The organism is Actinomadura rubrobrunea NBRC 15275 (assembly GCF_001552235.1).
Classification (GTDB): Bacteria; Actinomycetota; Actinomycetes; order Streptosporangiales; family Streptosporangiaceae; genus Spirillospora; species Spirillospora viridilutea.
Map to the genome: position 1 here is coordinate 108,737 of NZ_BCQU01000003.1, position 18,874 is coordinate 127,610.

Annotated in this window: 15 protein-coding genes; 7 read left to right on the forward strand and 8 right to left on the reverse strand. The window is 70.8% G+C overall.

Annotated elements, in window-relative coordinates:
* Positions 1-5: 5 nt before the first annotated feature.
* Together AR3_RS01840 and AR3_RS01845 are read right to left on the reverse strand one after the other, a co-directional pair.
* Positions 6-1,523, reverse strand: coding sequence for a serine/threonine-protein kinase (locus AR3_RS01840; protein ID WP_067907281.1), 1,518 nt, complete (start codon positions 1,521-1,523; stop codon positions 6-8).
* A complete protein-coding gene (locus AR3_RS01845; protein WP_067907283.1) occupies positions 1,520-3,016 on the reverse strand; it encodes a serine/threonine-protein kinase in 1,497 nt (498 codons plus the stop codon). Before AR3_RS01845 ends, AR3_RS01840 begins: the two co-directional genes overlap by 4 nt.
* Positions 3,017-3,114: 98 nt before the next feature.
* Between AR3_RS01845 and AR3_RS01850 the strand changes: the two genes are divergently transcribed.
* From AR3_RS01850 to AR3_RS30170, 7 genes are all read left to right on the forward strand, one after another.
* Positions 3,115-3,693: a TetR/AcrR family transcriptional regulator gene (locus tag AR3_RS01850; RefSeq protein WP_067907285.1), complete on the forward strand. Its 579-nt coding sequence runs from the start codon at positions 3,115-3,117 to the stop codon at positions 3,691-3,693.
* A 1,045-nt stretch (positions 3,694-4,738) separates the two neighbouring features.
* Positions 4,739-8,473 (forward strand): DUF6531 domain-containing protein, encoded by a 3,735-nt coding sequence (locus AR3_RS01855; RefSeq protein WP_067907287.1) that lies wholly within the window; start codon positions 4,739-4,741, stop codon positions 8,471-8,473.
* 14 nt (positions 8,474-8,487) lie between these two features.
* Positions 8,488-9,153 (forward strand): hypothetical protein, encoded by a 666-nt coding sequence (locus AR3_RS01860; protein WP_067907289.1) that lies wholly within the window; start codon positions 8,488-8,490, stop codon positions 9,151-9,153.
* A 263-nt stretch (positions 9,154-9,416) separates the two neighbouring features.
* Positions 9,417-9,641: a hypothetical protein gene (locus tag AR3_RS01865; protein WP_067907337.1), complete on the forward strand. Its 225-nt coding sequence runs from the start codon at positions 9,417-9,419 to the stop codon at positions 9,639-9,641.
* 128 nt (positions 9,642-9,769) lie between these two features.
* Positions 9,770-11,182, forward strand: a complete 1,413-nt coding sequence (locus AR3_RS01870; protein ID WP_169803772.1) for a serine/threonine-protein kinase — start codon at positions 9,770-9,772, stop codon at positions 11,180-11,182.
* A gap of 157 nt (positions 11,183-11,339) precedes the next feature.
* A complete protein-coding gene (locus AR3_RS32535) occupies positions 11,340-11,465 on the forward strand; it encodes a hypothetical protein (protein ID WP_281179220.1) in 126 nt (41 codons plus the stop codon).
* 184 nt (positions 11,466-11,649) lie between these two features.
* The gene (locus tag AR3_RS30170) at positions 11,650-11,880 is read left to right on the forward strand and encodes a UTRA domain-containing protein (RefSeq protein ID WP_349497262.1); all 231 of its coding nucleotides are present in this window, start codon (positions 11,650-11,652) and stop codon (positions 11,878-11,880) included.
* 83 nt (positions 11,881-11,963) lie between these two features.
* Here the strand turns inward: AR3_RS30170 and AR3_RS01880 are convergent, their stop codons facing one another.
* The 6 genes from AR3_RS01880 to AR3_RS01905 all read right to left on the reverse strand — a co-directional run.
* Positions 11,964-12,989: a hypothetical protein gene (locus tag AR3_RS01880; RefSeq protein WP_067907293.1), complete on the reverse strand. Its 1,026-nt coding sequence runs from the start codon at positions 12,987-12,989 to the stop codon at positions 11,964-11,966.
* Between the two features lie 69 nt (positions 12,990-13,058).
* Positions 13,059-15,656: an ATP-dependent chaperone ClpB gene (gene clpB, locus AR3_RS01885; RefSeq protein ID WP_067907295.1), complete on the reverse strand. Its 2,598-nt coding sequence runs from the start codon at positions 15,654-15,656 to the stop codon at positions 13,059-13,061.
* A 45-nt stretch (positions 15,657-15,701) separates the two neighbouring features.
* Positions 15,702-16,148, reverse strand: coding sequence for a heat shock protein transcriptional repressor HspR (locus AR3_RS01890; RefSeq protein ID WP_067907297.1), 447 nt, complete (start codon positions 16,146-16,148; stop codon positions 15,702-15,704).
* Between the two features lie 7 nt (positions 16,149-16,155).
* A complete protein-coding gene (dnaJ, locus tag AR3_RS01895) occupies positions 16,156-17,313 on the reverse strand; it encodes a molecular chaperone DnaJ (RefSeq protein ID WP_067907299.1) in 1,158 nt (385 codons plus the stop codon).
* Positions 17,314-17,408: 95 nt separating this feature from the next.
* Complete coding sequence (gene grpE, locus AR3_RS01900; RefSeq protein ID WP_067907301.1) at positions 17,409-18,143, reverse strand: nucleotide exchange factor GrpE; 735 nt, start codon at positions 18,141-18,143, stop codon at positions 17,409-17,411.
* Positions 18,140-18,874: Hsp70 family protein (locus AR3_RS01905; RefSeq protein WP_157406598.1), on the reverse strand; the 735-nt coding region annotated here is incomplete at its 5' end. The genes grpE and AR3_RS01905, both read right to left, overlap by 4 nt.

Here is an 18,874-nt window from a genome sequence, read left to right on the forward strand (position 1 = left end):
ACGCGTCAGGGGTTCTCGATGGGACCGCCGTTGTGCAGCGCCGCGATCGTCCACCGCGCGAGCTCGGCGGCGTCGTCGCGCAACCGCTGGAGGGGCGGCGTCTCACCGGATTTCCCGTAACGGACTTCGACCAGGAGATTGGCGGAGCGGGCCACGATGACGGCGCGCAGGGAATCGTCGCCGCGGGTGTCGTAACCGAACGCCTCCTCGCCGACGCCGTGGACGGACCTGGTGGATTCCTCCGCCTCCCGGCGGAGCATGGCGAAGTCGCCCCGCGCCGCGCCGAAGGCGTCTTCCGAAGGACGCGCCTTGACCGCGATCGCCCTGATCATCGCGGAGAAACCCGTGTCCATGTCGTCCTTCTCGTACCACCGGCAGGCGTTCGAACCGGTCGGATGCCGGGCGAAGTAGTCGCTCATGAAATTGGTCTCGAACGACGACGCGCGCGGCGTCGGAACGAACCGGCTCATCTGCTCGACGCTGAACAGCCCGCACATCGACGGGATCGCCGTGACCGGCGTCGGACGGGTCTGCGGCGACGCGGCGACGGGGGACCGCCGGTCGTCGGTCAGGACGGGCACGACCACCGGAGCCGCCAAGGCGCACACGCCGAGGGCCACGGCCAGCGCGATAGTGCGGCGGCGACCGCGTCGCGGCCGGGACTCGCCAGAACGGCCCTCCGCCTCCTCGGGACGAGGAAGGGCGTCACCCGCGGTGACAGCGGCCAGCTCCCGGCGCACCTCTTCAACGGTGGGCCGGCCCTCCGGATCCTTGGTGAGCAGCCGCAGCAGTACTGGGGCGAGCGGGCCCGCGCGCTGAGGCGGCTGCGGCTCCTCGGTGAGGATCGAACCGAGCACGCCCATGGACGACCTGCGACCGAACGGCGGCTGCCCCTCCACCAGCGCGTACAGCGTCGCCCCGAGCGACCACAGGTCGGACGCGGAACCGCCGGACTCGCCGCGGACCCGCTCAGGCGCCATGTAGGCGGGCGAACCGACCAATGCCCCCGGGCGGGTCAGAGCGGGGTCGCCCGCGAGCCACGCGATGCCGAAATCGGTGAGGACCGCGCGTCCGTCCTCGCGCAGGAAGATGTTGGCGGGCTTCACGTCGCGGTGCACCACCCCGCGTTCGTGCGCCAGTTCCAGGGCGTCGAGCACCTGGCCCCCGATGGCGGCGGCCCGTTCGGGCGCCAGCGGCCCCTCCTCCTCGACGATCTTGTCCAGCGACCGGCCGGACAGCAGCTCCATCACGATCCACGGGCGCTCCTCGGCATGCACCACGTCGTGCACGGTGACGATGCCCGGGTGCCTCAACACCGCGGTGGCGCGGGCCTCCCGCAGGGCCCGCCGGACCGCCTTCTCCCGCCGCGCCGGGTCCCCCTTGTCCCGCAGCACCAGCTCCTTGACCGCGACGTCACGCCGCAGCGCCTCGTCCCGCGCCCGCCAGACCGTGCCCATGGCGCCCCGGCCGATCTCCTCGACCAGCCGGTACCGCCCGGCGAGCATGTCGCCGCGTCCGGTCACGACGGGCGCCCCCGGCGCGCGATCGCCGCGGCGATCATCGAGGCGGCGCGGCGCGCCCCCTCCTCCGGGGCGACCGGTCCGTCCCGCCGGGCCTGGAACGTGACCTCCACCATGACGTCGTCCTTCCGCATGAGAACGGTGACCATGTCGATCGGATGGGACGTTCCGCGGTAGCCGTGCACGACCGCCTCGTCGCCCACGCCCGTGACGACCCTCGGCTCCGTGGAGACCGCCTTCATCTTGTCGACGCCGGCGTCCTCCCACGTCAAGGTGATCGGTGAGCCGCCCCCGGTGAACCCGGAGATCATCTCGTTGCGCCGGACGGCCATCCGCTTGCGCGCCGCGTCCGCCGATTCGGCCTGCCGCGGCACGTACACGACGATCTCGGCCGGGACGTCCCGGGCCAGCCACGAGCACTGACCCTTGAGGGGAGTGTCGGGACGGCGGACCGCGCCGGCGGCCAGGCTCCGCGCCTCCGCGTCGGTCAGCAGGGAACAGGCGGTGAGCGGCGCCGACTTCGGCGCCGCCCGGGGAGTCGCCGGGACGCCGCCCGGCCGGTCCGCCCCGTCGACCAGTATGGGCGCGGCCACCGCCAGGGCGACCGCGCCGACCAGCGCCGGCCCGCCGATCCGGACCGCGCGGCGGACTCGCGACGGCCCCGGCCGGCTCAGCCCGGAACGGCCGCCCGCCGCCACCCGCCGCAGCGCCGCCATCGCCTCCTCCGTGCCGATCCGGGCGGCGGGGTCCTTGACGAGCAGATGCCCGAGCACGGGGCCGAGGGGACCCGAACGCCGGGGGCGCGGCGCGTCCTCCGTCAGGACGGCGCCGAGCGAGGCCACGGTCTCGTCCCGGTCGAACGGCCCCCGCCCCTCGACGGCGGCGTACAGGGTCGCGCCCAGCGACCAGAGGTCGGACGGCGGGCCGTACGGCTCGTCGCGCAGCCGCTCCGGCGCGATGAACCCGGCCGAACCGACCAGCGCGCCCGTCCTCGTCAGCGCAGGATCGCCGTCCATCACGACGAGCCCGAAATCGGTCAGGACGACGCGCCCGTCGGCCGCCAGCAGCACGTTCGACGGTTTGACGTCCCGGTGCAGCAGGCCCCGTTCATGGACGCAGGCCAGCGCCTCCAGCAGACGCAGCCCGATCTCCGCGACCCGGCGCGGCGGCAGCGGACCGTCCGCCTCGATCACCTGGGCGAGGGACCGGCCGTCCACCAGCTCCATGACGATCCACGGGTCGCCGTCCACCTGCACCACGTCGTGGACGGTGATGACCCCGGGATGCTCGAGCATCGCCAGCGCCCGCGCCTCGCGCCAGGCCCGCTCCCGCAGCACGGCGTGCTCGTCGGGCGGCACGTCCTCGGGCGGCTCCAGCTGCTTGACGGCGACGTCCCGTCCCAGCACCTCGTCGCGCGCCCGCCAGACCGTGCCCATGCCGCCCTCGCCCAGGGGAGCCAGCAGCCGGTACCGGTCGGCGACACGACGATCGGTCATCTTGCTCCGGGCGACGGTACGGCAGGGGGTGAGGGCCACATTACAGCGCGTTCCGCCCCGGGCTCCCAGGTAGACGGAACGTTCTATACGCTTCAGGGATGAACCACGCGAAACGGCGCCTGCCCCCGGCGCGCGAACGCATCCTGCAGGCGGCGGACCGGCTCTTCTACGCCGACGGCATCAACACGACCGGCGTCGACGCCGTGATCGAGGCCGCCGGGGTCGCGCGGATGACGTTCTACAAGCACTTCAAGGGCAAGGACAGGCTGATCCTGGCCTACCTGAACGGCCGCGAGGTGCGCTGGCAGGCGCTCCTGGACCGCTGCATCCAGGACGCCGGAGACGACCCGCGCGCCCGCCTCCTCGCCGTCTTCGACGCGCTCAAGGAATGGGCGTCGTCGCAGAGCCGGTACCGCGGCTGCTCCTTCGTCAACGCCATGGCGGAACTCGCCGAGCCCGACCACCCGGCCCGCACGCTGGTCACGTCGTACAAACGCGCGCTGCGCGACCGCGTCTTCGAACTTGCCCAGGCCACGGGCACAGCCGACCCGGAACTCCTCACCGACCAGCTCCTACTCCTCTACGAGGGCGCCATCACCAACCGCACCTTCGGCCACGTCACGGACGCCATAGAAAAGGCCCGCACAACCGCCCGCCACCTCATCGCCATGGCCTGACAACACACCCCGCCGCCGCCTCTACGAAGCCCCAGCGCGTGCGGCTTCGTCCGCCAATCGGTGATCCATGGCCGAAGCCCCGCGGCGACCCGACCCGCCGCGCGGGGATCGCACATGTCCAACTGACACTCTCGAGCAACCTGCGCCATCGCCCGGCTCGGACGTGGCGCTGGTCGACGAGGCTGCGACATCGTCTGACCTTCGAGGCGAGTCCCATCACGACCGATGGCCGCCCGCGGTTCGCCGCGTTCCACGGCGGAAGCTGGCGATCATCAGGCGGCCTGCACAAGAAGGACGCCGCTTCGCCGATGGCGCCGCGCCTGGCATGACGAGCCGGTTGCCCTGATGTATCTCCGGGCAGACAAAAGCGGACTTCGAGGCGTCACTCGCCGAACACAACGTCAAAGATTGCACTACTCAAGGTGCAAAAATGTGGCCCGATTCTCATTGATGCCGCCATTTGTGAGAGCAGGTGCCGCCTTGACGGAGCGAACGCGGCATCGACCGTGCTGCCGTCGCACCGCGTCAGCTCACCGTGTTCTTGGGATCGGCCACGTGCCTCCGTGCCGCGGCCAACAGTGTCACGTTGCAGTGCGGTTGTCTGTACCGATATGTGGTGCATTGCGGTTGTTCGGGAAAAACAATCAATATGATCAGCTGTGGGGCGTTAGTCTTAGCGACTACGTGATCAAAGAACACGTGACGTGGCGGACAAGTCGGGCGGCTGGTGTCCGGCGCGCCGAGCCGGCGGTGGGCGGTGACGGGGCTCGCATGCCGGAGACGGCGCGCCCCAGCTGTTCAGTCCGGCGCGACGGTGCGGGGGGTGACGTCGTCGGTCAAGCGGGTGTCGTCGGGCAATCAGCGCAGGCCGTCGCGGCGGCGACGTCCGCAGCGCCGCCGGTCTGAACCCCGGTCGTCGGGGAGGCCGCTCGCGTGATCATCACAAAGCTCACCGAGGTAGCGATCGGAGCCCTTCATGGGTAGGCCCGGTCGCCGTGGCGGCGGTGGTCGCCGCGGCGGCGCCGGAGCACGCGCGGCAGGAGGCGTGTTCGGCAGGGCCGCCGCCCATGCCTTCCGCGTCCCCAAGGGACGCTCCGGCGGCGGCCCGGGAGGCGGGGGACGTCGTCCGTCCTCGGCGAGCCGTAACAGCCGCACCCCCGCACGTCGGCAGGGCAACGATCGCGCCAACGCCAGGCCGAACGACACCAAGTCGACGACCAAAGACCCGATCGACGTCGTCACCGGCGAAGTCCTGCTGACGCAGACCGACGTCGACCTGCCCGCCGCGTTGCCGCTCGTCCTGGAGCGCACGCACGTCTCCACCTATCGGGCGGGCGCCCTGTTCGGGGTCTCCTGGGCCTCCACTCTCGACCAGCACCTTCAGCTGGAGGGCGACGGCGTGTACTTCCTGGCCGCCGACGCCACGGTGCTGAAGTATCCGCACGCGCAACTGCCCAACATCCAGTTCCGCCCCGTGGAGGGACCGCAGTGGCCGCTGACGCTCACTTCTGACGGCGGCTACACCCTCACCGATCCGCGGCTCGGCCGAACGCTCCACTTCCCTGCGCCCGGTGAGGAACACGGCTGGTCGCGTCTGCCGCTGATCGCCATCACCGACCGCAACGGCAACCGCATCGACTTCGTCTACGAGAACCAGGTCCTCACCGAGATCCGCCACTCCGGCGGCTATCGCATCGCCGTCGACACCGCGCCGGTGGACGACGGCCCCGACCGTCGCGTCACCGCACTGCGGCTGCTCCCCGACCCGGCCGACGGTCACCCCGACGGCATCACCCTCATCAGGTACGGATACGACGCCGACGGGCACTTGGCCGAGGTCGTCAACTCCTCCGGGCAGCCGCTGCGGTTCAGCTACGACGACAACGCACGCCTGACCGGCTGGGTCGACCGCAACGGCTTCTGGTACCGCTACGAATACGACGAGGAAGGCCGCGCGGTCCGCGGCGTCGGCAAGGACGGCTACCTCAACTCGACCCTCGCGTACGACCCCGCCAACCGCACCACCGTCGTCACCGACTCCCTCGGCCACGCCACCACTTATCGCTACAACGAGCAGTTCCAGGTCGTCGAGGAGACCGATCCGCTAGGGAACACCGTTCGCCGCGAGTGGGACCGCTTCGACCGGCTGCTGTCGTTCACCGACCCCCTCGGCCGCACCACCCGCTACACCTACGACGACTACGGCAACGTGACCTCGGTGACGCGCCCCGATGGCGCGGTCACCAGCATCTCCTACAACGAGCTGATGCTGCCGGTGGAGGTGACCGAGCCCGGCGGCACCGTGTGGCGGCAGACCTACGACCAGCGCGGCAACCTCACCTCGGTCACCGACCCCTCCGGGGCGGTCACGTCCTATGACTATGACGAGCACGGGCGGCTGACCGCGCTGACCGACCCGTCAGGCGCCAGAACCCAGGTCGTCAACAACGCGGCGGGACTGCCGATCGCCGTCACCGACCCGAGCGGCGCCGTCATCCGGCTGCAGCGCGACGCGATGGGCTGGGTCGTCGCCGTCACCGACCCCGCCGGCGGCGTCACCCGCTACGGCTGGACCCTCGAAGGCCGACTGTCCTGGCGCATCCTGCCCGACGGCACCACCGAGAAGTGGACCTATGACGCCGAGGGCAACGAGATCGCCTACACCGACCCCCTCGGCCAGGTCACCCGAACGGAGATCGGCCCCTTCGACCAGCCGGTCGCACACATCGACCCGGACGGCACGCGACTGGAGTTCGCCTACGACCGGGAGCTGCGTCTGACCGCCGTCACCAACCCGCGGGGGGCGGTCTGGCGGTACGACTACGACGCCGCCGGCAACCTGATCGCCGAGACCGACTTCAACGGCCGCGTCCTGCGGTACGGCTACGACGCCGCGGGACAGCTGGTCCAGCGGGTGAACGGCGCGGGCCAGACCGCGACATACGTCCGAGACGCGCTCGGCCAGGTGATCGAACGGCGGACCGGCGACGGCGCGGTCCACCGATTCGCCTACGACCCGCTGGGACGGCTCCTGCGGGCGCAGAGCCCGAACTCGACCCTCGAATACACCCGCGACCCGCTCGGGCGGATCCTCACCGAGACGGTCGACGGTCGCACTCTGCGAAACGAGTACGACGCGCTCGGACGGCGAACGAGGCGGATCACCCCGACGGGAGCCGTGTCGCGGTGGACCTACGACGCCCGTGGTCTGCCGCAAACGCTCGCCACGCCCGGCGGCGGCCTGTCGTTCCAGTACGACGCGATGGGCCGGGAGACCGCACGCTTCCTCGGCCCCGGAGCGGCGATCTCCCAGAGGCACGACCCGGCGGGCCGGTTGATCGCGCAGGCGGTCTGGGCCTACGACCAGCCGGGGCGGGGCGACACCGCCCGCTCCGTGCACAGCCGCGTCTACCGCTACCGGGCCGATGGAATTCCCGTCGAGATCCGCGACACCCTGCGCGGCGACGTCCGCTTCGGGCTCGACCCGGTCGGCCGGGTCACCGCCGTCCAGGCGCAGGGCTGGACCGAGCGGTACGCCTACGACACGTTCGGCAACCCGATACAGGCGGATGCACCCGGAGACGAGGACGTCCGCGGCCCACGCGAGTACCAGGGCACGCTGGTGCGCAGGGCCGGACGAACCGTCTATGAGCACGATGCGCAGGGACGTCTGGTCCGCACCATACGGCGCACCCTCTCCGGCCAAACCCGCCAATGGACGTTCGTGTGGGACGCGGACGACCGGCTCGTCCAGGCGACCACCCCCGAAGGCACGTGGCGCTACACCTATGACCCGATCGGCCGGCGTACGTCGAAACAGCGCGTCGACCAGTCGGGCGCCGTGGTCGACGCCGTCTGGTTCAGCTGGGACGGCTCACGGCTCGCCGAGCAGGTCACCACCACACCGGACGGCCGGGTCACCGCGACCAGCTGGGACTGGGAACCCGACGGCTACCGCCCCGCCACGCAGGTCCGTCGATCCTGGGCCAAAGACGCGCCGCAGGCGCAGATCGATACCGCCTTCTACGCGATCGTCAGCGACCTGGTGGGCACGCCCACCGAACTGGTCGCCCCGAACGGTCGGATCGCCTGGCGCAACGTCACCACCCTGTGGGGAACGTCGATCGCCGCGCCGTCCGCCGAGACGGACTGCCCGCTGCGCTTCCCCGGCCAGTACCACGACGAGGAAACCGGCCTCAACTACAACTATTTCCGGTACTACGACCCGGCGAGCGGCGGATACGCCTCACCCGACCCCATCGGGCTCGGCGCCGGCCCCAACCACCACGCGTACGTCACGAACCCGACGTGCGTGATCGACCCCCTCGGCCTTGCTCCGTACAAGTCCGATCCCGCTTACGCCAAGGATCGCCTCAACCCCAAGGACCGCGCCAGCTACGACCGAATCCGCGACGCCGTGGACCGGGTGCGCAACGATCCCCAAGCGATTCGTCGTCACCTCAGAACGGGTGAAATCGACCGGGGTTTGGAGGATGGAGTGTGGCGTCAGCGCATGTACGCGGGCACGGCACTTGAACGGGCCGTCGCCGCTGATCCGGCGGTGCGGGGTGATCCGAACATCACGCATCTCGGCGCGGGCAAGCCGGGCAAGTCCGTGCCCGATTTCCGCATCGGCGAGCGGGGATACGCGGTCGACGTGACCGGCGCAAGTCAAAGCTCGATCAACGAGCACATGAACCGTACCTACTACAAGCACATAGATCAGATCATCACCTACCCCACCATGGACCCGGACTTCCTCAAGAAAATCTTCTTTTAGATAGAGTCGCCTCCATGCGGCAGCAGATCAGTCGTGAGACGTTCGAGTACCTGCGCGGCTACGGTGGCAAGCGCACCTACAGCGGGATCGACCTCGACCGGGTCAAGTTCGTCAGCTGTGTCCTGGGGCAGGACGACGACCCGGAGTTCGGCTTCGTCGTCCGCGACGTGACCGCCAAGCGGTGCCGCACGAACGCCTGCACTGTGCATGGTGTCCGCTTCGAGGACGTCACCGTGGACGGTCTCGCCTGCGACCACCTGAGCCTGGGCGGGTGCCTGTTCAAGCATGTGACCCTCAAGGGCAAGATCGGGCCGATCCTGACGACACCGGTGAATACTCTCTCGGAAGAGACCACGGCGGCCATGAACGCCGCCATGGTCGCCTACTACCAGGACGTGGACTGGGCGCTTGACATCTCCGAGGCGGAGTTCAGCGACGCCGGCTTCTCCATGGTTCCGGGAGAGCTGGTGCGCCGTGACCCGGAGACTCAATTTCTGTTGCGCCGGGAGGTCGTCGTCCCGGCCATGGACTCGCTTCCCCGCGTGGTGAGGATCGAAGCGTCCAGGTTCGAGGACACGCCGTTCGACTCGATCGTGGCCGTCGCGCCGCGCAGATCGAAGCACTTCGAACGCTACCTCGCGGAGTTCCAACAGGCTCGCGAAGCCGGACTCGTCGAGTAGGCCCCGCAGGCCGAGGCGACGCGAGACTGCGCCCGAAGGACGTCTCGACACAGTTCTCCACGATGCCTGGGTCTCCGGCGGAGACGGCAGCAGCCCTCGCCCCAATCCCAGGAGGTCGGTCGCGACTTGCCGACTGTGACCAGGGCCGGGGCCCATGGGGACCCGTCGTCGTCGACGACCTCCACTCGCTGCTCGGGCCCGACCACGCCGAGCTCAGGGGGACACCGTCAACGCGCCCCCCAGAGTTCTTGCTGGAGGAGAAGATGAAGACCGAGTCCCGGTGGTACAGCGAAACCGCCAACGCCTGGATCGCCGAAGGGGAGATCAAAGGCGAGATCAGGATTCTGTTCCGGATCTTGGCCAACCGGGGGATCGAGCTGACCGAGGAGCAGCGGCGGCGCATCGACGAGTGCATGGATCCGGAACTGGTGGAGGCGTGGGCGGATCGTGCGTTGACCGTCTCGACCGCCGACGAGTTGTTCGCCTGATGTGCGCTCCTGTGACTGCGAGTACCTGAGTTGCTCTCGCGCCCCGGACCGCTGGCGTTGTGGTATGGGCCCGCATCGGCCGGATGCGGCCGTGGTGGCGGTCTGAGCCCGCCGTTAGCGTTTTGAGCATGATCGCGTCACCAGGGTGGGTGCTGGCGGAACGGTACCGACTGGACGACCTGATCGGCCGTGGTGGCATGGGGGCCGTGTGGCGGTCCTGGGATGCCATGCTCGACCGGTGGGTCGCCGTCAAGGAGGTGTCGCCGCCCGACGGCTTGAGCGAGGCCGACGTGGCCCTGCTGCACGAGCGGGTGCTGCGCGAGGCGCGGGCGGCGGCGCGGCTCGACCATCCGGCGATCGTGCCCGTGCACGATGTGATCATCGCGGACGGGCGGCCCTGGATCGTGATGAAGCTGGTGAACGGCCGGTCACTCGATCAGGTGGTGAGGGAGAACGGTCCGCTGCCGCCCGAGCGCGTCGCGCGCATCGGGGTGCAGGTTCTGGACGCGTTGCGCGCCGCACACGCCCAAGGGGTGCTGCATCGAGACGTCACTCCGCGCAACGTGTTGCTGTCGGAGGACGGCCGGGCCCTGTTGACGGATTTCGGCATCGCGGCCGTCTCTGGGACCACCCGGCTCACCCAGACGGGTGAGCTCGTCGGTTCTCCCGGTTACATGGCTCCCGAACGCCTGCGCGGCGATGTGGGAGGGCCGGAATCAGATTTGTGGTCGCTCGGTGCCACCTTGTACAAGGCCGTCGAGGGGGAACCCGCCTATCGGGCGGACGAGCTCGCCGCCCTCGTGGGGGCCGTCCTCACCCAGGAGCCGGCGCCGATGCGTCGTGCCGGGCAGTTGGCTCCGTTGGTGATGAGCCTGCTGGCCAGGGACCCTGCCCATCGGCCCAGCGCCGAACAGGCTCGGGCGGAACTCGAGCGAGTGGCGGCGGGAGGCCCCGCCGCCGCGATGCCGGTGGCGCCGTCGCCTGCCGCCGCCGCCTCGCCCGAGGCTGGGGCCGCGGTGCAGGCCGAGCACGGCATCGACATCAGGCCGAACGTGCTGCCGGTCTTCGGTTTCGCAAGCCTCGGGTGGACGTTCCCGATGCTGCTGCTGGCCTTCCTCGCGGCGTTGAAGTCGGCCGGATGGAGACTCGATCAAGTGCCGTTGACGGCGGTCTTCGTCCCCCTGGGCGGCGGCCTCGTGTTCGGCCTGCTCATGACGGCTCTGGTGGCCAGGCAAAGGTGCACCATGCGGTCTTCCGGCCTGACCCTGCGCGCTTTCCGGAAGACGGCCGAGATTCCTGCGTCCGCTATCAGAGGAGTCGGCATCGTCTCGCGCGCGATGCACCGGTACCTGGTCGTCTGGTTCGACCCCCGGCATGTGGCGGTCCAGGAACGGCCCCTCAAGACGTTCCTCAGGCAGGGACGCAAGGTCACCAAGACGGACGGCGTGCTCGGCTTCGGCCTGTCGTTCTGCCGTCCACCGGCGGCCGACATCAGGGCGTACGTGGAGGGCACGGGGCTCGCGCCGTGGCTGACCCAGTGACGGTCTATCCGGCATAGCCGGCGGCGAAGGGGCTGCTGGGCGGTCCCTTTTTGGATCGACACCAGATTCCTGCACGCGGTTCCCTCTGGCTGACCCCACCCGCGTTCGGGAGCCTGCCGCATGGGCGGTGGAACGCCGACTGCTTAGGTTCGCTGACATGAGCAGAAAGAGGCGGGTCGCGGTAGTGATCGCGATGGTTCTCGCGATGCTGCTGGCGGGGGCATTGCCGCCACCGGACAACCCCGCCAACGGACTGACCGGTCACTGGCACGTGGGCCGGTGACTCGTCGTGCGCAAGGGCCCCGCGGCCAAGGCGCCGGCGGCGCCGGAGAGTCGGAAACCGAAGGTCATCGTGCAGCGCGCGCTGCCGACCGATCCGGCGACCCGCGGGTCGGCGTCGCTGTTCATGACCGAAGCCGAGCGACAGGGGATCCGGCCAGGGCGCCGCATCGTCACTGCAGGCGGCGATCGAAGCGCTCGGGTACGCCTTCGGGCACGCCGAGGAGACGCTGACCGCGCGTCCGGCGACGCGGTTCGAAGCTGACACGCTCGAACTGGACCCGGGTGAGTGGGTGGTGCAGATCCTGCGGGCCTCCTACTTCACTGAAGACACGCCCGTGCACACGCTGGAGACGATCTGCGCCGCCACGCGCCACATCTTCACCATCGGCCAGGTCGGCGGCCTCGACGAGTTTTGAGTCCATCCCCGCAGCTTGCCGGGCTCGCTGGTGCGGGAACGCGGACCCGATACCGTAGCGCCGGACGCGCGTTGCGCGGGTGGTCAGTGATCCACGCGCCAGCGGTGGATCGCTTCGCCGTGGTGGGTCAGCCATGTTCCGTCCCCGAGCGGGATCGCCGCGCAGAGGTCGTCCGAGCAGTGGGTGTCGGGATAAACGATCATGCCGTGGGGGCGTCCTGAGGCGACGAGCCAGTGGCTCGACGGGCGCCAGCGGTCCGACCCGAAGATCTCGACTTCGGCCTCGTCGTAGTCGTCCTCCAGGCTGAGCAGCAGGGTGTCGGCGTCCAGGAAGCCGCCGCTGGGCGCGGAGAGATAGGGGCGGATGTGCCCCGGCTCGGCGTCCTTCTCCGATGCGAGGAGATCGGCACACGTGACGACGGCGCCGGTGTCGTGCCACCGCGCATCAGTGGTGTCCCCGCTTCTCCCGACGGTGACGAATCCTGAGCCGTTCGGGGCGGCGTCCAAGAGCGCGCGGTCCGGGATCAGGGAGAGCTCGCCGTCGCGGCCGACTGCGTAGGTCGCCGCCTGGGAGGTGCTTTGGACGCCCACCGCGACGGCTTGTCCGTTGGCGTGCAAAGCCAGGTGAACGGAACGGCTGCGGCCTCCGAACGGGACGACCAGGCGTTGCAGTTCGTCCCCGGCCGGGGTCAGCAGCAGGAGGCACACCGTGTCGCCGTCGGCCCCCGGATCAGGAGGAGCGGCCAGCCACAGTCGATTGGACCGGGCCCACCGGACGTGGCGGGCGGAGGCCGCCGGGCGCGTCCACAACACCCGCCCGTCCCGCGTGACGAGCCGGTAGGAGTGCTCTTCCACGAGCACGGCATGGGACAGGTCCGGCGCCACCGGACCTGAGCCGACGATCGGCGGCCCCTCGGATCTGCCGGGAAAGACCGCCACGGGGTCGGTGGCAGAGCGGGTTCCGGACGTCAGTTCGTAGACCCGCAGCGCCTCACCGGTCCTGACGATCAGACGCGGCGGGGACGCCGCACGGTCGATCACAGCCGTGCCGCCTCCCAGCAGAGCGGCGTCGCCGGTCCGGTACTCGTCCACGAGCAGTGGACGGATCATTCTGACGCCTCCTCCGCGCGCGCCGGGGGCATGCGCGACCGGTCACCGGCGGTCCGGTGACCGGTCGTGTCACTTGGCCAGATTGACCGCGTGGGCCGGGGCGACGGTGAGGGCGTCGGCGCTGTCGGCGCGGTCGACGACGACCTCGTCGCCGTCGCGGATCTCGCCGGACAGCAGGGCGCGGGCCAGCTGGTCGCCGATGGCCGACTGCACCAGGCGGCGCAGCGGGCGGGCGCCGTACTGCGGGTCGAAGCCGGTCAGCGCCAGCCACTCGCGGGCCGCCTCGGTGACGGTCAGCGTCAGGCGGCGGTCGGCCAGACGGCGGCGCAGCCGGTCGATCTGCAGGTCGACGATGCCGGTGAGCTCCTCGGTGGACAGGGAGTCGAACACGATCACCTCGTCCAGCCGGTTGAGGAACTCGGGCTTGAACGAGGCCCGGACGGTGTCCATGACGGCCGACCGCTTGGCCTCGTCCGACAGGTCGGCGTCCATGAGGAACTGCGACCCGAGGTTGGACGTCAGGATCAGGATCGTGTTGCGGAAGTCGACCGTGTGGCCCTGCCCGTCGGTCAGACGGCCGTCGTCCAGCACCTGCAGGAGGATGTCGAAGATCTCCGGGTGGGCCTTCTCCACCTCGTCCAGCAGCACCACCGAGTACGGCCGGCGCCGCACCGCCTCGGTGAGCTGGCCGCCCTCCTCGTAGCCGACGTAGCCGGGCGGCGCGCCGACCAGCCGGGCCACGCTGTGCTTCTCGGAGTACTCGCTCATGTCGATGCGGGTCATCGCCCGCTCGTCGTCGAACAGGAACTCCGCGAGGGCCTTCGCCAGCTCCGTCTTGCCGACGCCGGTCGGGCCGAGGAACAGGAACGACCCGGTCGGACGGTCGGGGTCGGAGATGCCGGTGCGGGCCCGCCGCACCGCGTCGGAGACGGCGCGCACGGCGGCCTTCTGGCCGATGATGCGCTTGCCGAGCTCGTCCTCCATGCGCAGCAGCTTGGCGGTCTCGCCTTCGAGCAGGCGGCCCGCGGGGATGCCGGTCCAGGACGCCACGACCTCGGCGACGTCGTCCGGGCCGACCTCCTCCTTCACCATGGCCTCGCGGGTCTCGGCCTGCTGGGACGCCTCCTGCAGCTGCTTCTCCAGCGCGGGGATCTCCCCGTACATGAGGCGGGCGGACGTCTCCAGGTCGCCGTCGCGCTGGGCGCGCTCGGCCTCGCCGCGCAGCTGGTCGATCCGCTCCTTGATCTCGCCGACCCGGTTCAGCTCGGCCTTCTCCCGGTCCCAGCGCGCGTTGAGGGCGTTCAGCTGCTCCTGCTTGTCGGCCAGGTCCTTGCGCAGCCGCTCCAGGCGCTGGCGGGACGCCTCGTCGGTCTCCTTGGCCAGCGCCAGCTCCTCCATGCGCAGCCGGTCGACGGTGCGCTGCAGCTCGTCGATCTCGACGGGACGCGAGTCGATCTCCATGCGCAGCCGGGACGCGGCCTCGTCCACCAGGTCGATCGCCTTGTCCGGCAGGAACCGGGCGGTGATGTACCGGTCGGACAGGGACGCGGCGGCGACCAGGGCCGAGTCGTTGATCTGGACCTTGTGGTGCGCCTCGTAGCGGCCCTTGAGGCCGCGCAGGATCGCGATCGTGTCCTCGACCGACGGCTCGCCCACGTACACCTGCTGGAACCGGCGCTCCAGCGCGGCGTCCTTCTCGATCCGCTCCCGGTACTCGTCCAGCGTGGTCGCGCCGATCATGCGCAGCTCGCCGCGGGCCAGCATCGGCTTGAGCATGTTGCCCGCGTCCATCGCGCCCTCCGCCGCGCCCGCGCCGACCACGGTGTGCAGCTCGTCGATGAACGTGATGATCCGGCCCTCGCTGGCCTTGATCTCGTTGAGGACGGCCTTGAGGCGCTCCTCGAACTCGCCGCGGTACTTGGCGCCCGCGACCATCGCGCCGAGGTCCAGGGCGACCAGCTGCTTGTCCCGCAGCGACTCGGGGACGTCCCCGGCCACGATCCGCTGCGCCAGGCCCTCCACGACGGCGGTCTTGCCGACGCCGGGCTCGCCGATCAGCACCGGGTTGTTCTTGGTGCGCCGCGACAGCACCTGCACGACGCGGCGGATCTCGGTGTCGCGGCCGATCACCGGGTCCAGCTTGCCCTCGCGGGCCCGCGCGGTCAGGTCGACGCCGTACTTCTCCAGCGCCTGGTAGGTGTCCTCGGGGTTCTCGCTGGTGACGCGGGCGTGCCCGCGCACCCGCTCGAACGCCTCCAGCAGCGCCTGCGGCGTCGCCCCGAACTCCTTGAGCACGTCGGCCACGGCGCCGCCGTCGGAGGCCAGGCCCACGAGCAGGTGCTCGGTGGAGACGTACTCGTCCTCCAGCCGCCTGGCGTGGTTGGCGGCGGTGTTCATCGCCACGATGAGCTGGCGGGACAGCTGCGGCGACGACACGGTCGCGCCCGCCGCCCTCGGCAGCCGCTCCAGCAGCTCCTCGGCGCGGCGCCGCACCGCCCGCCAGTCGGCGCCGACCGCCTCCAGCAGCGGCACGGCCGTGCCGTCGCTCAACCCGATCAGCGCCGTCAGCAGGTGCGGCGGCTCCACCTGCGGGTGGCCCTCGGCTGCGGCCCGGCGGACCGCGACCGACACCGCCTCCTGGCTCTTCTGCGTCAGCTTGTAGTCCATGTGCCTCAGCTCCCCCTCGGCCTCGGCGGGCCGGTATCGGCGGCGCTAATCGCGGTGGCGTTCCTGCCACAGCACCACGCTGGTGCTGCGGATGGGCACGAGGTCGCCTCCGGAGCCGCCGCCGGTGTCCCCGCGGCGCCGCTGCTGCGCCAGGCGCGCCGCGACGGCGCGGGTGGACTCGAGTTCGTTGCTCAGCTCCTCCAGCGCGGCCCGGGCGGCCTCCAGCTCCTCGCGGAGCCGGGCGTTCTCGCGCTGCAGTTCCAGGATGTGCTTGATGCCCGACAGGTTGATGCCCTCCTCCTGGGAGAGCCGCTGGATCTCCCGCAGCATCACGATGTCGCGCATCGAGTACCGGCGTCCCCGCCCGGCCGTGCGGCCGGGGGAGACCAGCCCGAGCCGGTCGTAGGTGCGCAGCGTCTGCGGATGCAGCCCGGACAGCTGCGCGGCCACGGAGATCACGTAGACCGGGGTGTCGTCGCCGAACGGCTCCATGGGGCGCTCACTCCTCCCTGGCCTGCCGCAGCAGCTCGCCGCGGAGCTCGTCACCGCCGCCCGCCGCGCGCAGCCGCTCCAGCAGCTCGCGGGTCGGGTCGTCGACCTTCTGCGGCACCTGCACCTCGACGGTCACCAGCAGGTCGCCCTTGGTGCCGTCGCGCCGCGGCGCGCCGCGGCCGCGCACCCGGAAGGTGCGGCCGTTGGGGGTGCCCTCCGGCAGGCGCAGCGTCACCGGCTGCCCCCCGAACGTCGGCACCTTGATCTCCGCGCCGAGCGCGGCCTCCGCGAACGTCACCGGGACCGTCAGGGTCAGGTTGTCGCCGCTGCGGCCGAACACGGCGTGCGGCCGCACCTTGATGTTCACGTACAGGTCGCCGGCCGGGCCGCCGTTCTCGCCGGGCGCGCCCTTGCCCCGCAGCCGGATCTTCTGCCCGTCCTTGACGCCCGCGGGGATGCGCGCCTGGATCGTGCGGGTGCCGGTGGCGCGGCCGCTGCCGCGGCAGTTCGGGCACGGGTCGTCCACCACCAGCCCGCGGCCCCGGCACTGCCGGCACGGCTCCTGGAACCCGAAGCTGCCCAGGTTGCGGGTCTCCATGCCGGTGCCCTCGCAGGACGGGCACACCCGCGGCACGGTGCCGCTGCGGGCGCCGGTGCCCTGGCAGCTCGGGCACGCCTTCTCGCTGCTCAGCCGGATCGGCACGGTCGCGCCCGACAGCGACTTGCCGAACGACAGCGTCACCTCGGTCTCGACGTCGGCGCCGCGCCGCGCCCGCCGGGCGCCGGCCGTGGTCCGGGTGCCGCGTCCGAACAGTCCGCCGAACAGGTCGCCGAGGCGCTCCCCGGCGCCGCCGGCCGCCCCGGTCTGCCCGAAGAGGTCCCCCAGGTCGAAGCCGAAGCCGCCGCCCTGCTGGCCGCCGCGGAACCCGCCCGGCATCGACCGCAACGCGTCGTACTCTCTGCGCCGCTTCTCGTCGGACAGGACGTCGTAGGCCTCGGACACCTCCTTGAACCGGTCCTCGGCTTCGCTGTCGCCCTTGTTGGCGTCCGGGTGGTACTTGCGGGCCAGCTTGCGGTAAGCCTTCTTGATTTCGTCCTGCGAGGCCGTCTTCGAGACACCGAGGACCTTGTAGTAGTCCTTCTCCAGGTAGTCCTTGGTGCTCACGGTGCCCCGCTCTCTGCTCGCGCCACGTTCGTCGTTCGTCTGGACGGTCCCGCCTCGATCATCGTCGTCGAGGCGGGACCGTCGCGGAAGGGGATCTACTTGCCGTCGCCGGCGGAATCGGGCTCGCCGCCCTCGCCCTCGGCCTTGCCGTCGCCCTCGGCCGCGGCCGACTCGGCGGCGGACTCGGCGGCCTGGCCGCCGTCCTCGGCCGCGGGGGCGGGCTCGGCCACCGCGACCCGCGCGGGCCGCAGCACCCGCTCGCCGATCCGGTAGCCGGGCTGCAGGACGTCCACGCAGGTGGTGTCGGTCACCTCGGACGAGTACGAGTGCATGAGGGCCTCGTGCACCATCGGGTCGAACGGCTCGCCCTTCTCCCCGAACTTCTCCAGCCCGAGCTTGCCGACCACCGCCTCGAGGGCCTCGCCGACCGACTTGAACCCGCCGGTCAGCTCGCCGTGCTCGCGGGCGCGGCCGATGTCGTCCAGCACCGGCAGCAGCTCGTTGAGCACGTTGGCCAGCGCCTGCTCGCGCACCGCCAGCCGGTCGCGCTCGACCCGCTTGCGGTAGTTGTCGTACTCGGCCTTCAGCCGCTGCAGGTCGGCGGTCCGCTCCTCGAGCTGGGCCTTCAGCGCCGCGACCTCCTCACCGCCGCCCGACGACGCGGGCGCGGCCGGCTGCGCCGCGCCGGAGCCGCCCTTGCCGGACGCCGACGCGGCCTGGTTCTGGCCGCTCTCCCGGACCTTGCCGGTCTCGGGGTCGATGCGGCGCCGGTCGCGGATCACCGGGGCCTCGCGCTCCTCGCCCTCGCCCTTGCCGGGAGGGGTCGTCACGCGGCACCACCCTCCTTCTTATCGTCGTCGACGATCTCGGCGTCGACGACCTCGTCGTCCTGCTGGGACTTGCCGTCGCCGGACGCGTCCGCGCCGGAGCCGGAGGCCGCGCCCTCGCCCGCGGACTGGTTCTGGGCGTAGATGGCCGCGCCCATCTTCTGGCTCACCTGGGCCAGCTTCTCCGAGCTGGACCGGATGGCCTCGATGTCGCCGCCCTCCAGCTTCTTCTTGACGTCGGCGATGGCCTCCTCGACCTCCTTCTTGACGTCCTCGGGAACCTTCTCGGAGTTCTCCTTGAGGAACTTCTCGGTCGAGTAGGCCAGCGTCTCGGCCTGGTTGCGGGCCTCGGCCTCCTCCTTGCGCCGCCGGTCCTCCTCGGCGTACTTCTCGGCCTCCTTCATCATCCGCTCGATCTCGTCCTTGGGGAGGGCCGAGCCGCCGGTGATGGTCATCGACTGCTGCTTGCCGGTGCCGAGGTCCTTGGCCGAGACGTTGACGATGCCGTTGGCGTCGATGTCGAAGGTGACCTCGATCTGCGGCACGCCGCGCGGCGCCGGCGGGATGCCGGTCAGCTGGAAGGTGCCCAGCTTCTTGTTGTAGGCGGCGATCTCCCGCTCGCCCTGGAAGACCTGGATCTCCACGGACGGCTGGTTGTCGTCGGCGGTGGTGAACACCTCCGACCGCTTGGTCGGGATGGTGGTGTTCCGCTCGATGATCTTGGTGAAGATGCC

Bases quoted from the DNA above. Each gene is read 5' to 3' on its own strand.
- AR3_RS01845 (WP_067907283.1), bottom strand. From the start codon at position 3,016: ATGACCGATCGTCGTGTCGCCGACCGGTACCGGCTGCTGGCTCCCCTG.
- AR3_RS01850 (WP_067907285.1), top strand. From the start codon at position 3,115: ATGAACCACGCGAAACGGCGCCTGCCCCCGGCGCGCGAACGCATCCTG.
- AR3_RS01860 (WP_067907289.1), top strand. From the start codon at position 8,488: ATGCGGCAGCAGATCAGTCGTGAGACGTTCGAGTACCTGCGCGGCTAC.
- AR3_RS01865 (WP_067907337.1), top strand. From the start codon at position 9,417: ATGAAGACCGAGTCCCGGTGGTACAGCGAAACCGCCAACGCCTGGATC.
- AR3_RS01870 (WP_169803772.1), top strand. From the start codon at position 9,770: ATGATCGCGTCACCAGGGTGGGTGCTGGCGGAACGGTACCGACTGGAC.
- AR3_RS32535 (WP_281179220.1), top strand. From the start codon at position 11,340: ATGAGCAGAAAGAGGCGGGTCGCGGTAGTGATCGCGATGGTTCTCGCG.
- AR3_RS01880 (WP_067907293.1), bottom strand. From the start codon at position 12,989: ATGATCCGTCCACTGCTCGTGGACGAGTACCGGACCGGCGACGCCGCT.
- clpB (WP_067907295.1), bottom strand. From the start codon at position 15,656: ATGGACTACAAGCTGACGCAGAAGAGCCAGGAGGCGGTGTCGGTCGCG.
- AR3_RS01890 (WP_067907297.1), bottom strand. From the start codon at position 16,148: ATGGAGCCGTTCGGCGACGACACCCCGGTCTACGTGATCTCCGTGGCC.